Genomic DNA, 15396 nt, shown 5'->3' on the forward strand with positions numbered 1-15396 from the left:
GTTAAAGATTATGGAAAGGGTTATGAAGAATACGAAAACGGAATCTATCCTGTCGACAATATCTTTTCTAATGGCCATTATGCTACGATGATTTCTAATTCATTTAACATGGAACTATATGCAAATAAAGATTTTAGCAAGCAATGGAATGAGAGTGCTCCAATGAAAATAGAGGCTGATTTTCCTATCAAAGTTTCTTTTTTGCCTAATAAAGAAGGCGAAGAAATACAAAATATTCGGCAGTCCACCATAGCTTTGGCTAAACAAAGCAATGAAACGGATACGCTATTAAAAATAATGAATTATATATTTAGCGAGGAATATACGCTGAATATGATTGCATCTAGAGGGAAATACAATTATTTCAGTAGTTATCCCCTTTCCTACCCAACCTTTTACAACAAAAAAACCATTTCCATTCTAAACCAGTCTTACAACAGCAACTTTGATGCATCCATGATTTATGATGTCAAAGATGGATCAGCTATAGAAACTTATCCAATTCCGGAGAATTACGCATCATTTGACACTACAGTTAACGAGGCTCTTACTGACGTATACTATAACGACAAAACGATAGATGAATCCTATAAATATATTTTGAAATCATTCAAACAATAGATCGGGTCACGTTCCTACACCCTCCTGTAGACCGTGGAGGGGCCCACAGCGAACTGGATGCATAGAACAAAAATCCCGAAGCTCCCCAGCCGGCAGACTTCAAGCGGCAGTTATGTGTATACCAACATCTGCCGCACAAGCGATCCGCTCCAAACACGGCGGGCGGCTTAATCAAGCAAAGTTCCCGAAGCCGAGTCCCCTTTCCGGGGACCCGGTTTCTTTTTTCTACTGCCGTCGTTTTTTCATTATCCTTCATTAAATCTGGCCATCATATAAGTGCTATAATATTTCCCGTCAGACAAAATCCGGTCTTTCTTCATGCATCCTTCGATTTCAAAACCGAGACTTTTATACAAGGCGATCCCGCGCTCATTTGTTTCAAGAACACCGTATAACACGATTTTTTGGAGTCCTGCTGCGTCTGCCCAAGCGAGGGTTTCTGTCATCAGTTTTTTTCCAATCCCGTATCCCCAAAAATCCTTCAGCACTCCTAGCCCGAACTCCGCTTTGTGAACGAACCGTTTTAAATCATGGCCTACGCATCGGGAGTAGCCGATCAATTTGCCATTCGCTTCCGCCACTAAAAATAACCGCCTCGGGTGCCGGGTATCCGTCTCAATAATGGCTTCGAACCCAGCGGAGTCGATAAAATCCTCTCCCTTTTCTCTGTCCATGTTTTCGGACTCGCCATCAATTTGTAATCTCATTTCAGCTAAATCGCCTGCGTCGCTTAGAACGGCTGGCCGGATCGTGAACTTCAAATCCTTCACATGAAACTCCTGCGGGTTAATGATCATGAAATCGGCTCCATTTCCTAGTAACGAATTGGTTTGGGAGATTATTATACGTCTTATGCCGAAAATAAAAAACCTCGACGGGCCGAAACGCCCATCAAGGCCGTGGCTATGAGTTTGAGTCAGCAGCTGCCCGCCGCTGTTTCTGCGGATTCCGGCATAGCGGCCAGCAGTTCGTCCAGCGTTTCCGCCACTTCCTGCGGTGATGCTTTAAACGTAAGGTAAGCATGCCAGCCGCCGCTGTCAGGCTCCCAGATGTTCCCGCCGTCCGGCAGCACCCGGATCGTGCCCCGCTGCTCATGCCAGTAAGCCGAAGCGCCCCGCACGGCGTACAACACAGCGGCCAAATCCCAGCTTTCGCGCAGCCCGCTGCCGCTGGTGAACCATTCATAGGCGTCACGTACAGGATGTCTAAGCACTTCTAGCGCGGCCAGGCTTCCTCCGGTCAGCATTGCTTTACCGATCTCCGAACCGGCCAATACAACCGGCGTCGGCCAATGCTCCATAACATAAGCGGCGGCTTCCGGATGCATTTCAAAGTTCCAGTCCTTCCCTTCCGGAAAAGCTCCCCCCATCACCACCAGCTTGGCGGCCTTCCGCCGGATGAGTTCAATTCCACTCAACTCGCTTGCTTCATCGGGAACGGACTGCAGCAGGTTCATCAGATTTAGCAGCGGTCCAATCGCGGTAATGACGACGCGGCCGTCCTCCTGCTGCGCCAGCAGCGTACGGTAAAGCGCGACAGCAGCCGGAGCTGCTGCCTTACCGTCAAAACGGTTCGGGTATCCAACCGCAACCCACTTGTTATAGCGGGCGTATTGGCTGTCATCATCCAGAAAACCGGCAGTCTCAAGCGTACCGACCGGAATATCTTCTCTTCCATAAAAAAGATTCAGCGCATCCAGACACCCCGCCCCCCAGCGGCTGGAGGTACAGTGGAACATGCCCACAATCTCGGCTTCTCCGCTGCGGGCCAAAGCATGCAGCACTGCCACCGCACCTGCGTCATCACAATCGGGACCGATATCGGTGTCCAGAATAATGGGGACCGGATTGCAGCAAACGTCCATTTTTTTGCTTGTCGTATCGCTGTTCATTAAGCTTCCTCCTTAAAAAACACAGCAGGCCGGCAATCAGCAAGCCGGTACTTCACCCGTCTGAACCGTCCCGGTAGACGGGTAAGCCGGGACGCAGCCGCAGCCAGATGGCTGTTTCCCTTTCCACTTGCATGTGCCTGTTGTCCTGCTTATCCGCCGTCTCGTGTTTATGTTGTTCCGCAGCCGTCACTTCGAGCCAGCCATCGGCGTGTCGAACAAGCCGCCGTGCAAACGGCGGGACTGTACTTCCTCTTGGCTGGATGCATAAAGTGAATACGGCTGCCGCTTCCTCCAGCTTACGGAAGTCGATTACTCGCCGCTGTCCCTCATACAGCACCAGATCGGCGTACAGCATCTCCCCCTCCCGCTCCAGCCGCCAGCGTAAGGGTTGGCTTTGTTCTTGGCTTTGTTCTTGGCTTTGTTCTTGGCTTTGTTCTTGGCTTTGTTCTTGGCTTTGTTCTTGGCTTTGTTCTTGGCTTTTCCCAAGTTCCTGTCGCCCAGCTCCAGGCTTTTTCACCGCCGCACTGGCTGACTTTCCGAATGCAGCAAAATGCAATTCAAGCGCCAGCTCCAGACCGTCGACAGCCAGCACAACCCGTCTGCCTTCCTCCTCCGCTTCCGCCGAGAGGCCGGTCAAATTGCCGCCCAGCTCCAGGCGGAGCCGAAGATCGGAGGCTTCTATTGTTCCGCCGATCCGGTCCAGATTCGGATGAGTATCACCGCCGTCTGTCAGAAATTCTACACCGCAGTGGATTTCGCCGCGGCGCTGAACGCTTTTGAAAACCGCCGAACAGTAGTCGTAGCCGTCATGGAGACAGCGGAAACGGACGTATGCCGGCTGCCCGTCATTATCCAGATAAGCCAGCAGCGCCCGCCGCTGGTTCCACAGCTCCGTCCGGTCAAAGCTGCCGAGGCTGTAGGAAGGCGTCAAGTAGGCGGCCGCCCAGCGCGCACCGGGCTCTCCGGCTTCCCCTTCATACAGCTGGCGTACCTCTCGTACGCCGGGAGTCATAAACAAAGAACGCAGATCCGGCGGGCAGCTGATTCCGCTGCCGTACCATTCCTCCTCATACGGCAGCCGCTCCCACGGAAAAAACATAACCGCGCCCTCCGTCGCCGTCTGCAGGAAAGCGCGGATGGATTCCGGCAGCAGCGCGGCATAACTGCGGGCGTGCGGACCGGACCACTGCCCGGTAGCCGGATGAAAATGCTCCGCGACCGTCCGCCAGGTCATCGCCAGCAGCCCATCCGCAAGGCTTTTGGCTTCTTCATTCCGAGTCTCTGTCCGCAGTTTGGACAGCTCTACCAGTGCGATAGAGGTATACACCGGACTGTTATACTCCTGAAAAGCGCCGCGCCGTCCCGAATATTCGGCCAACCGCCGCAGCCGCTGCAGACCATACGCGGCAAAATCGGGCCGGTTCAGCCGTTCACCGGCAACCAGGGTCACAAACGCGCCGATAATGGCGATGTTGGTATAGTCCGGCCCGACATTGCGGCGGATGATGGCTTCGCAGGCGTGTTCCACGGCAAGCTGTACCGCCGCATACCGCACGGCCGAAAAGCGCCCGCCATGCCGGACCAGCGCCTGAAGCAGGCGGCTGCCGCAAAAATCGGCCCAATTCCAGTCCGGCGGCGACATCCGCTCCAGCGGCTCCTCATAGAACCAGGGCCAGATTCCGAAGGTATCCCGGCCCTGGTCCGTGTCCTGCAGCGCCAATACGGCGTCAATTATGCCAAAAGCCCGTTCTTCCGCTTCGGCAAGCCCTGTATCGAGCAAGCCCAACGCGTAAGACAGAGACTCGCGCGTAGGATGAACATACGCGGCGTCCCTTAAGGTTGTATGATAGCCTGGGCTGCTGAACGGCGAGCGCAGCAGCTTCACCTCCGGATCATAGTCAGCTTCCAGCGCTTCCATCCGTCTGATCAGCAGCTGCTGCCAATCGGGAAGCGCGGCTTGATGTTCCATGCCTTTATGCTTGATGACATTGTTATTCATGACGTTATTGTTCATGGCACACATCCCCTTGTGCGGCGGCAACATCAGAAGCGATAGCCGCGGTAGTGGTCTTAGCAGGAGCGATGACTGTGGTAGCCGCCGCGTCAGCAGGAGCGCGAACGATGGCCGTCGCAGCCGCATCGTCAGGAGCGGCAGCTGTAGTGGCATCAGCGGAAACGGTATCAGCGGCCGCTGTAGTTGCGTCAACAGGAGCGGCAGCTCTAGTGGCGTCAGCCAAAGCGGAAGCTCCAGCAGGGGTCCCAGCGGGGACGATGGCCGCATCGGCTGGAGGAACATCGAGTTCCTCCCCCGTGTTCACAGGCGACCGTCCGAGAAATGGCAGCTCACCGAAGAGCGCCCGCACGGTTGCCTGCAGGGAGTCCTCGTGCAGGGAATAGACATTTACCAATGTATCCAGAAACGGCATATCCTGCAGCAAATGAGGGGTCGCAAACGAAATCCCGATCGGCGAAATCGTCTCCGCCTGTTGAAGCGCCCAAATACCTTTTGCCGCCTCCCCCACCGGACGGCTTGTGTTCATCATTCCGTGCAGTGTCAAAAAATACGGCACAAAAGCCGCATCCCACCGGCTTCCTTCTTCTTCCCAGCGCCGCGCCGTAACAAGCGGCTCAAACTCATCCAGCACATCGACTTCCAGCCCCCGTTCCCGCAGCAGGTCGACAAAACGATCCATGCGGACGAATTTGCGGTCTTCCGTCACCTTGTTCAGCATAACAACCAGCACGCGCCGGGTTGTCTCCGGATTCAGCGGAAGCAGCCGCGCGCGGTTGCGCACCAGCGTTACGCTGCGCCGCGCCACTTCTCCCGCGACAGACCGCGCCTCCGCAGCCAGCTTAACAGACGCCAGGCGGCCGTCTTCCAGCGGCTGCGCCTGCGGGTCCCGGCCTGCTTCGTCCAGCCGGGCCAACCCCAGGCGGGCTTTCAGCTCCAGAATTCGGCGGACGCTTTCGTCCAGCCGCTCTGGCGGAATTTCACCGCGCTCCAGCGCTTGTTCTATGGTGTCAAAATACCGTGTGCCCGGCCACAGCAGCATATCCGTACCGCTGTTCAGGCAGTCGGCTATCCGCCGCTCATACCCGCCCCAGCCGATAAAACCGCCCATATCCAGCGCATCCGACAGCACAACTCCGCGGAAGCCAAGCCGGCCGCGCAGCAGACCGGTCGTGATTTTGGAGGATACCGTAGCCGGAACCGGTTTGCTTCCGGCCGTGTTCCCCTCCATCCAAGGCAGCGCAATATGCCCCGTCATCCACGACAGCAGGCCGGCCCCGATCAGATGCCGGGCCACATCGCCGTAAGCCGCCTCCCACGCCGTCTCCGTAAGACTGTTGATAGTGGTGACGATATGCTGGTCGCGGAAATCCACGCCGTCGCCCGGAAAATGCTTGGCACACGCCGCCATCCCGTGATCCTGCATGCCGCGGATGATGGCAGCGGCCAGCCGCTTGATGCGGGCCGGATCGTCGCCTAGACAGCGGGTGGCGATCACCGGATTCATCCAGTTCACCAGGATGTCAACCGTCGGCGCAAGCGCCCAGGTAAAGCCGGCGGCCCGGCCTTCGAGCGCCGTATATTTGCCGTAGTTATAAGCCAGCTCCTCGTCATCCGCTGCCGCCAGCGCGGGCAGGGACGGAAAGGAGGTCAGGCTGCCTACGGCCGAACCCGCACCGAATTCCAGATCACCGGAGACGAGGAGCGGGACCTTGCTATTTTTCTGAAACCGTTCCATCCAGCTGCGGTAATCCCCGGCCTTCCCCGAAGCCTTATGGATGATGGCGCCGCCGATAAACAAACCGCCTACCGGGTAACGTTCTAAATAAGCGCCGATCGTGTCTTCATCCGCCTCGCCAAACGGCAGACGGCCCGCATGATCCTGCATCGTTTGCCCTATTTTTTCCCGCAGGCTTAAGCGGGCGAAGGTCTGCTCCACCCACGCCCGCTCTTCTTCCGTCAAAGCTCTCAGCATGCACGGTCCCCCCAGGGTCAGATTACCCCCAGTGTAGCTTATAAGGGGACCATGCTTAATACACGCAGCTACTTAAAAAAGTTAAATATTCTACGGTAGCCCCTACAATTTTGCTTCCTTACGGTTCAATCGACAAGTTGACCGCCAGCCGGTTATTTTCCCTGCTCATCTCGGGATAACGGCTGATGTCGTTCACATAAAAACCGATCTCGTAGCTGCCGTATCCCGGCACCATCCATTTTGCTGTGCCTTGGGCGCTGCCGTTTGCGGTCAACACTACTTCTTCTCCCGGCTGCAGCACTGTGTTGTAAGTGTCGGTCCATGACACGGTTCCGCCGTTCACCGTAAAGACGCCGCCTGTAATTTGGCCCAGGCCTGTCGTCTGGTTGACCGGTGTCGGACGTAAGCCGACGTTAGCCACTTTAGCTGTAAAAATGAGCGAGTCCCCCGGCTGCGGGTGCTCGGAACCGGTCGGCTCCCCATCCGGGCCGTATATCGTCCAGCCGATCTCCTTCACAATCAGATCCGCCAGCGGTTGGGGCGGCTGCGGATCCAGACCCAGGAATTCGAAGCCGTGGACCATGACCCGCCCCGACTGGGCTTTGATTTCAATCCGGTGCAGCCCCAGCTCCAGGCCGGTCAGCTCAAAGACTAGCCGGTCTTCCCCTTCCAGGCCGGCCTGCGGGAGATGCACTGTCTGCACAAGCGCCCCATCCACGTAAACCTCGGCGCTGCCCATGTCGCTGCGGATATCAGACCGCCAGCGGATGCCGCTGCCGTTAAAGGCGAGCGCCGCTGTCGCTCCCGCCGTATCCGTAACCATTGAAGCGCCGTTAGAAGCTGCTGTAAATCCCGCATAGTCGATATAGCTGTGGTCATGCTCCACCTCATACCAGACCGGGATCGGAGCATACACCCCTTCCTCCAGCCGGAAATAATCGAGGTTGGCTCCATTCCCTGCCGCATTTAAGGTAATATTGTTATAGCCCGGCTGGAGAACCACACGGAACTTCCGTTCCTGAATCGCATTGTCTCCCCAGCCCCCGGTGGACGGGAGCGTAAGCGTCGCCTGGCGTGTGCCGTTTACCAGCAGTCTTTTTTTCGATTCCTGAGCCGAAGCATAAGCGATCGTCAGTGTATATTCCCCTCCAGCCCCCGCATTGTAGCCGAGCACGGAAATGGGGCCTCGATGGGTCTGCTCCACCATTTTGCCTCCGGAAGCGCCGCTCCGGTTGGCGATGACCAGCGGCGCCGCAAAGCTGGCCGCTTCCGCTTCAAACTTGGTTGGGTCACCCGGCACCGAAGGCGTTACCGGCATTACCGGTGTCGTTACAGTTGCGGCGGCGGATTGGCCGGAAACCCGTCCGCTGTCATCTACAGCCTGAACAGTATAAGTGTAGGCCGTCTCGGCTTCCACGCTGTAGTCGGTAAAACTCGTCAGCAGCCCCGGCACCGTCATCACCGGCTCGCTTAAATCGCTCCGGTACACACGGTATTCCGCCGCCAGGCCGCCTGCGTCCGCTTGCCAGTTCACCCGGACCGCATTGTAAGCCGGTGCTTCCGCGTGGACGCCGGAGGGAGCGGCCGGTGCCGAGTCTGCGGGACGGTCCAGCATGTACTGAACAGTCTCACCTGGACCAAGGTCGACCGTTAATTCGAGTTCAGGCGAAGCTGTAAACTGTACCCAGGAATGGGCTCCGGCGTAGGTATCGCCCGCACCAAAACGTTCTCCCGTATAGGTTCCCGCTTCCGGCAGCGTAACCCGTACCGTCATGGTCAACGCTTCTTTTTCAAAGTTGACGAAATTCAGCAGCAGTTTATCCGAGGACGCTCCGATGACCGATGTGCCGAGAGCAGAGGTGTCCACCGCCCGGAAGTAGGCTTTTTTCCCGGACAATGTATCCGCGTTCAGAACCTCATACACCAGCGGACGGCCATGTGTAGCATAAGCGGCTGCCAGCCTGCGGAAGGTCTTCAGCCGGGTTTCTCCCCCTTCGCCCGGTTTGGCGGGCACCGCCTGCGTATCCTCGTAACGGTGGGTTTTCCAGTTAATGTCCGTATTAAATAAACCGAAGTCGGTTCCGTCATTAAAAAACGCCGCATGCTGCATGATGTGATCCACGTACCCGATATTCGCCCGCATCTCCCGGTCAAAAGCGGCGGCAAACCGGTACGCGTACGTTCCATATTTCGTATTGTCCGAATGGTTGTCGTTGGCGCCGGTTTCGCTCATCGCCATTGACCTGCCAAAACCTTCTTCCGCCTCTCCGTAGAGGCGTAAATTCTCATAGAGACTGCCCCCCGGAATCGGCTGTACCCCGGTGCCGCCATAGCTGTGCCCGTTCGTGATATCGGACAGCTCCTCAATCGGACGGCGCATTTCGACGTCCCGCTCCCAGCCGTCAGGCGTGCCATTGTATGGCCAATAGGCCCAACCGGGGGCAACGATTTTGAGATACGGCTGCGTGTTCGTCTGCCGCTCTTCTGTCATCATCTGATGTATGGCGAGCACCGCCTGCTGATGCCAGCCGAACAAGCCCGGCTCATTGCTGGTCTCCGCATATTGGTACAGATCGCCAAAATCGTTCACGAAGTTTTGATAATACGTCCGAAGTCCAGGATCGATGATTCCCTGCGCCAGATTGGCGTTATTTTTCCAGTTGAGCCCAATGATGTTGACCATCGGCTCTAAATTCAAATTGCGCATGCCGGTCAAATAGTTCCGCGCGCCAGCCTCCCATACGGACCGGGTATCCGACCAGAGGGACGTCCGCATCCAGTTGCCGCTGTATGCCACGCCCATCCATTTAGCCATCGGGCCAAGATGGCGCAGCGCATCTTCGTTGTAATCGAAGGTTGCCGCCGCAAGGGTGCTTCCGAGATGGATATACCGTCCATGCATTGGCTCCGCAGCAGGCGAATCCAGCGCTTTCAGCGCCACATAGTCCCACTGAAACCAGAGGAAGCTGTCGCCGATATAACCCGAAGCGGTTTCATCGGCATATAATCCGCGGTCGACCTCCAGGCGCAGCGTATTGCTGCCTACCTGCAGCAGTTCTTTTGGAATGTAGAGCTGGTAGGTCTCCTTCCACGTGCGCTCGGGCGGACTTCCCCCATTGTTCAACCCGGCGATTTGAATCAGCCCCGCCATCGCTTCATTGGAAAAAACAGCAATTTGAGGGGTGGCGTTGCCTGCATCCAGCACCTTAAAGCGGAGCTCCACGCCATGTTCAGGAACAGCAGGCAGCGAGTAGACGAAATCCAGCTTCGGGTTTGCGTCTCCCTTAAGCCCTTTGGATATCACTCCCCAATCAACGGGTTCAACCGGCAGATAAACCGTCTCCACTACCGTTTGTTTAAAGGGTCCAAATTCGGCCGAACTGCCATCCGGAGTGCCCAGCTGCCATAGCAGTGACGCAGGGGCGGGCGTAGGTGTTGACGTTGGACTTGCTGACGGACTTGCTGACGGACTTGGCGAAGGACTTGGTGTGGCACTTGGCGCGGGACTTGGCGTGGCACTTGGCGTGGGACTTGGTGTGGCACTTGGCACGGGACTTGGCGTTGGGCTTGGTGTGGCACTTGGCACGGGACTTGGCGTTGGGCTTGGCGTAGAACTTGGCGTGGGACTTGGATCGGGACTTTGTGTTGGACTTGGCACGGGACTTGGCGTTGGGCTTGGCGTTGGGCTTGGCGTAGAACTTGGCGTGGCACTTGGCGTTGGGCTTGGTGTGGCACTTGGCACGGGACTTGGCGTTGGGCTTGGCGTAGAACTTGGCGTGGGACTTGGATCGGGACTTTGCGTTGGACTTGCTGAAGGGCTTGGTGTGGGACTTGGCACCGGACTTTGCGTTGGACTTGCTGAAGGGCTTGGTGTGGGACTTGGCACCGGACTTTGCGTTGGACTTGCTGAAGGGCTTGGTGTGGGACTTGGCACCGGACTTTGCGTTGGGCTTGGTGTGGAACATGGTGGAGGACTTGGCTTGGGACTTGGCTTGGGACTTGGCTTGGGACATGGCTTGGGACTTAGTATAGGACATGGCTTATAATTGGGCGTAAGGTCTGGTGCGGGTTCTGTTTCTGATGCGGAGACTGATGCAATTTCAGCCTGCGCTGTTAACCTTAACAATGACTCCGGCCCGGGCGAAGATAAAGCGCTTACATTTGTTGGAAAAAGCGATCCTACTAACGACCATGTCAGCAGCAACCCCATCATTTTGCGCATACGCGGCTTTTTCATTCGTTGACATCCCCTTTCCTGTTTTGGAGGATGGAACCAAATCCCCCCGTCCCGCGCCATACGCGGGACGGAGCTTAAACTTGAGTCTGCCGGCCATCCCGGCAGTGCCTGATTGCCATTCAGCTGGCGATAATACCAGAGCCGGAGCGTATTTCCATTACAGCAGCTTTTTTTCCAAGCAGCTCGTTCCTATGGGGCTTACCTTTCTACGTGGCTTACCTTTCTACATGGCTTACCTTTCTACATGGCTTACCTTTCTACGCGGCTTACCCTTCTACGCGGCTTATTTTCTAATCGGCTCAGCGGCTTATTTCCTGCCTGGCTTATTCTCTGCGCGGCTTATTTTTGCTTGGCGACAAAAGCGTCCACCTGCGCCTGCACTTCGGCCATCACCGTTTCCAGGCCGGCCGCTTTTAGCTTCTCGTTCATTTCCTTCAGCACCGGCTCGGGATCTACCGCGCCGGTAGCAAGCGTGCTTTTGTACTGCTTGGTGATGTTAACGAGCGCACCGATTTGCGACTGTACCTTGGTGGCGTCGAAGACGAAGCCAATAATTGGCGACGTGACTGAATTGGCGTTCCATTCCTCATACAGCTGGATGCGGCGCGGATCTTCGTCTTTATTCAAATAGTTCAGCAGAACATTGCCGATCATCCAGGAGGAGACGGAATTGTAACCGCTGTCGGGAATGAATTCAACGGTTTTGTCATCCACTTTTTTGTAGTGTTTGCCTTCAATGCCGAAAGTGAGCAGATTGTACAGAACGGGATCCGTATGGATCAGGTTGATAAACATCATCGCCCGCTCCGGATTTTTGGACGTTCTGGATACGGCGAGCATGGAGCCCTGCAAGCTTTTGGTGCTGACCATTACCGGCGTCAGTGTTTTGACGATAACCGGTCTTTCGGTCAATTTTGACCAGTCGTTCGTCGAGGTCGGATTCATGTTTCCGTAAGTGAACCAGGCTTTGCCGCTTTTCACGGCATCCTTCAGCTCGGTTTTGTCGGTAGCGCCATTTTTATTGATGTAGCCGGCTTCGTACCACTTGCGGATCAATCTCAGCCGCTCCAGCATTTCCGGAGTATCGTATTCGTTGAACACCTTCATCGTTTTGAGGTTAAGCAGTGTCGGCAGATCGCCGCTGCCGTCAACATCCTCGACATCGGTATAAGGCGTAAACCAGCTGAGGTTGTCGGTATGGTTCATGTAGATCGGAGACATGCCCGGCTCTTTCTCCTTGATGGTCTGCAGCATCGGCTCCAGATCCTCAAGCTTGGCGATGCCCGCCACATCGAACTTATACTTGTCGACAATCGCCTTGTCAAAAGCAAAGCCGACGGACTGACCCAGCTCTTTTTCCGTTGGAATCGCATACAAATGTCCGTTAACGGTAGCAGCGGCAAGATATGCCGGATGAATCTGCTCTTTCAATTCCTTGCCGTGCTTCTCCAGCAGATCTTCCAGCGGCAAATACGCGCCTTTTGAAGCATTGTTGATAAAATCCCAGGTGAACACCATATCGAATACTTCGCCGGACTGGATCATCAGATTGACTTTATCGGCCGGCTTATCCCAGCTGAGCTGGTTGATTTTGAGCGTGGCGTTGATTTTGTCCTTCAAATAGGCGTTGATCTCCTGTTCGACCGACGCGACATCCTTATCGGGACCGCCCGGAATGTACAGCGACAGTTCCACCGGCTCAAGCTCGGCGGTTTGTGCGCCTTCTCCGGATTTTTGGTTGCCGGTTCCGTCCTTGGTTTCGGGACTGTTCGCCGCCTTGCTGGTCGGCGCGGCGTTGCTGGTGGCCTTACTGGCCGGTTCGGCGCTGCTGCCTCCGTTTCCGTTATTGCCGCCGCACCCGGCGAGTATCCCCCCAAACACCAAACACAAGGACAATAGCAAACCAAACGATTTTTTTGCGGCCATTTTTGTTTTCCTCCCCTTGTCATTGCTTCTGTATGCTAACCGGCCCAAGGCCGGGACTAGCCTTTGATGGATCCTACCGTCAGGCCCCGGATGAAAAACCGCTGGAAAAACGGATAGGCCAGCACAATCGGCCCGATGCCGACCAGCGCCATCGCCATACGGATCGTTTCTCCCGGGAGCTTCGCCAGCTCCGTGGCCGAGCCTTGAATCAGCGAGCTGTTGCGGGCCAGATAATCGGCTTGGGAAATCATTTTGTACATCAGGTACTGCAGGGAATACAGCTTGGTGTCCGTAATAAAAATCATGCTGTTAAACCAGTCGTTCCAGTAGTGCAGCGTGTTGAACAGGCCAATAGTGGCAAACACCGGCAGCGACAGCGGGAATACGATGCGGAAGAAGGTCCGCATCTCACCGGCGCCGTCGATTTTGGCGGCTTCGATTAGAGCGGGCGGAACGCTCATCTGGAAATAAGTTTTCATAATAAGCACATTAAACGGGGACAGCAGCATGGGCAAAATGAGCGCCATCAGGGTATTTTTAACGTCCAGCATCTGGGTGTAGACAATGTACCAGGGCACCAGTCCCCCGCCGAACAGCATGGTGAAAAAGATCAGGAAAGCGAAGATGCCGCGGTAACGGAAATCCGATCTGGACAGCGGATAAGCATACAGCGCAGTCAGCAGCACGCTGACTGCCGTGCCCATAACCGTCACAAAAATGGACACCCCGTAAGCCCTCAGCACCACCGCGTAGTCTTTGAACAGATAGGCGTAAGCGTCAAAGCTGATTTTTTCCGGAATAAACTGATAGCCGTTCCGCACGATTGCATCGTAATCGGTGATAGAAATCATGAAGACAAGTACGACAGGCATGACGCAGGCAATAGTCAGCAGTATAAAAATCAGGTTCAGCGTGAGATTGGCTCCCCTGGATATTTCGTTTCGCACAGATTCTCCTCCTTAACATCGTTCCTTGCCGCAAATCACCCGCAGTATTCTCAGAAAACCGCCTGATCTCTGTCAACCTTGCGCACAATCCAGTTTGCGCCAAGGACCAGGAAGAAACCGACGATTGCCTGATACAGTCCCGCAGCGGCCGACATGCCGAGGTTGCCCATGTTGATCAGCGCATTGTATACGTACGTGTCGATAACCAGGGTGGTCGGGTACAGCGGACCGGAGTTAAGCGTCGTCTGGTAGAACAGGCCGAAGTCAGAGCGGAAGATGCCGCCGATCGCCAAAATTGTGGTGATGATGATAACCGGACGGATCAGCGGAACGGTGATATGCAGGATCTGCTTCCATTTGCTTGCGCCGTCGATCAGCGCGGCCTCGTAATATTCGCTGTCAATGCCGATGATCGCGGCCAGATAGATTACACAACTGTAGCCTACCCCTTTCCAGAGGTTGATCAGCGGCAGGATGTAGGGCCATTTTCCCGCGTCGGAATACCAGTCGACTTCACTGAATCCAAGCGGCGCCAGCAGGCCTTTGTTGAGAAAACCGTATTCTGTGTTCAAAAACGCAAATACCAGGTAGCTGACAACAACCATGGACAAAAAGTAGGGGAAAAACAGCACGCTTTGATAAAACTTGGCGGCCAGCTTGTTCCGCAGCTCGTTTAATGCAATCGCCACCGCAACGGCGGCAACAAGATTAAGAACGATAAAAACGAGATTGTAGAGCACGGTATTTCGGGTGATAATCCAGGCGTCCTGGGTGGCGAACAAAAATTTGAAGTTTTCCAGCCCCACCCACGGGCTGCCCAGTATGCCGTCGATGTAGTTGATGTTTTTGAAGGCGATGACGATGCCGAACATCGGCAAGTAGTTGTTGATCAGCAAAAAGAGAACACCGGGGAGCAGCATAAGCAGCAGCACTTTGTTTTGGATCAAGTGGCGAAGCACGCCGTTTTTGCGCTTGCGGGCGGCTTTCGGCCCCGCCGAGACGGTTCCCGGCGCGTATATCCGCCCTTTTTTCTGGGTGATCACAGTCCTCTCCACCTCCTGAATGGCTTCGGTCATTTCTTGGTTCTTCTTAAGTGTAGCCCGCCCCGGACGGATTCTGAATAAGCGTATCTATAATAAAAGTTTCAAAATCTACAGAGTTTGCGGCGTGATCAATAAGAGCGGTTAAAGCAAAAAAAATCGGCTGTCCCATAAGTAGAGTTACTCAACTTTCGCAGAGCGAAATTCAGCTAAGTTCCAGCCCTGGCGCCGATTTAACCACAATAAAGCAATTGTCTTGAAAAAATAGAAAAACAGTGCTTCATTGCGGCGAACGCACATTCGACGGGATTTACGATGTGATGAAGTTAGCACGCTAGACCGGGCAGTTGCCTTGGCGCAAATCATAGAACGGCTGAACGAAATTACGAATCTGGTTGGGAAAAATACTCCAACCTGATTCAAAGTCAACTCCAGCACCGGATCTCTGGTTTGCCCAGTGATCTCAAGGCGTATCTGCCGAGCTCAGGCTGCGCTGCCGATCTAGGTTGCGCTGCCGATCTCGGCCTGTGAAAGTTGAGTTAATAAAAGCAGCGGCGGACCAAAACTTGATAAACCATATCTTGGACTGCCGCTGTTGTCGTTGAACGAACTGGAACGAATCTTCCCCTGCGACACACCCGCAGCGGATGACCACCGAACGCGATACCGAGGTTTTTCCGGACTCAGAGGACGTTATTTCTGAAATTCCTGGGCTTTTCGGTTGCCTTGCGGACTCCAGATCCGTTAT

Annotated in this window: 11 protein-coding genes; 2 read left to right on the forward strand and 9 right to left on the reverse strand. The window is 55.1% G+C overall.

Annotated features, from left to right (window positions below; genetic code table 11):
* A partial coding sequence (locus ACE6ED_RS28735; RefSeq protein ID WP_410830877.1) for a hypothetical protein occupies positions 1-621 on the forward strand: 621 nt, incomplete at its 5' end.
* A 245-nt stretch (positions 622-866) separates the two neighbouring features.
* On the opposite strand, the gene ACE6ED_RS28740 is transcribed toward ACE6ED_RS28735, so the two are convergent.
* The 5 genes from ACE6ED_RS28740 to ACE6ED_RS28760 all read right to left on the reverse strand — a co-directional run bounded on the left by ACE6ED_RS28740 (position 867) and on the right by ACE6ED_RS28760 (position 9844).
* On the reverse strand, positions 867-1418 hold the full coding sequence (locus ACE6ED_RS28740; RefSeq protein ID WP_410830878.1) for a GNAT family N-acetyltransferase: 552 nt from the start codon (positions 1416-1418) through the stop codon (positions 867-869).
* 119 nt (positions 1419-1537) lie between these two features.
* Entirely contained in the window at positions 1538-2512 is a 975-nt protein-coding gene (locus ACE6ED_RS28745; protein WP_410830879.1) for a nucleoside hydrolase, read from the reverse strand.
* Positions 2513-2564: 52 nt separating this feature from the next.
* Entirely contained in the window at positions 2565-4526 is a 1962-nt protein-coding gene (locus tag ACE6ED_RS28750) for a hypothetical protein (protein ID WP_410830880.1), read from the reverse strand.
* Positions 4516-6498 carry a glycoside hydrolase family 3 protein gene (locus ACE6ED_RS28755; RefSeq protein ID WP_410830881.1) on the reverse strand — a complete coding sequence of 661 codons (1983 nt, stop codon included), beginning with the start codon at positions 6496-6498 and terminating at the stop codon, positions 4516-4518. The genes ACE6ED_RS28750 and ACE6ED_RS28755 overlap by 11 nt, the downstream gene beginning before the upstream one ends.
* Before the next feature lie 118 nt (positions 6499-6616).
* The gene (locus ACE6ED_RS28760) at positions 6617-9844 is read right to left on the reverse strand and encodes a carbohydrate-binding protein (RefSeq protein ID WP_410830882.1); all 3228 of its coding nucleotides are present in this window, start codon (positions 9842-9844) and stop codon (positions 6617-6619) included.
* A gap of 46 nt (positions 9845-9890) precedes the next feature.
* Between ACE6ED_RS28760 and ACE6ED_RS28765 the strand changes: the two genes are divergently transcribed.
* A complete protein-coding gene (locus ACE6ED_RS28765) occupies positions 9891-10544 on the forward strand; it encodes a hypothetical protein (RefSeq protein WP_410830883.1) in 654 nt (217 codons plus the stop codon).
* Between the two features lie 530 nt (positions 10545-11074).
* Here ACE6ED_RS28765 and ACE6ED_RS28770 read toward each other — a convergent pair.
* The 4 genes from ACE6ED_RS28770 to ACE6ED_RS28785 form a co-directional block, all read right to left on the reverse strand.
* Positions 11075-12661: an ABC transporter substrate-binding protein gene (locus tag ACE6ED_RS28770; RefSeq protein WP_410830884.1), complete on the reverse strand. Its 1587-nt coding sequence runs from the start codon at positions 12659-12661 to the stop codon at positions 11075-11077.
* A gap of 56 nt (positions 12662-12717) precedes the next feature.
* Positions 12718-13608, reverse strand: a complete 891-nt coding sequence (locus ACE6ED_RS28775) for a carbohydrate ABC transporter permease (RefSeq protein ID WP_410830885.1) — start codon at positions 13606-13608, stop codon at positions 12718-12720.
* Between the two features lie 50 nt (positions 13609-13658).
* Positions 13659-14684, reverse strand: a complete 1026-nt coding sequence (locus ACE6ED_RS28780) for an ABC transporter permease (RefSeq protein WP_410830886.1) — start codon at positions 14682-14684, stop codon at positions 13659-13661.
* A gap of 427 nt (positions 14685-15111) precedes the next feature.
* The coding region (locus tag ACE6ED_RS28785) for a hypothetical protein (protein WP_410830887.1) at positions 15112-15396 on the reverse strand (285 nt) is incomplete at its 5' end.

The organism is Paenibacillus nanchangensis (assembly GCF_046543445.1).
Lineage (GTDB): Bacteria > Bacillota > Bacilli > Paenibacillales > Paenibacillaceae > Paenibacillus_AQ > Paenibacillus_AQ nanchangensis.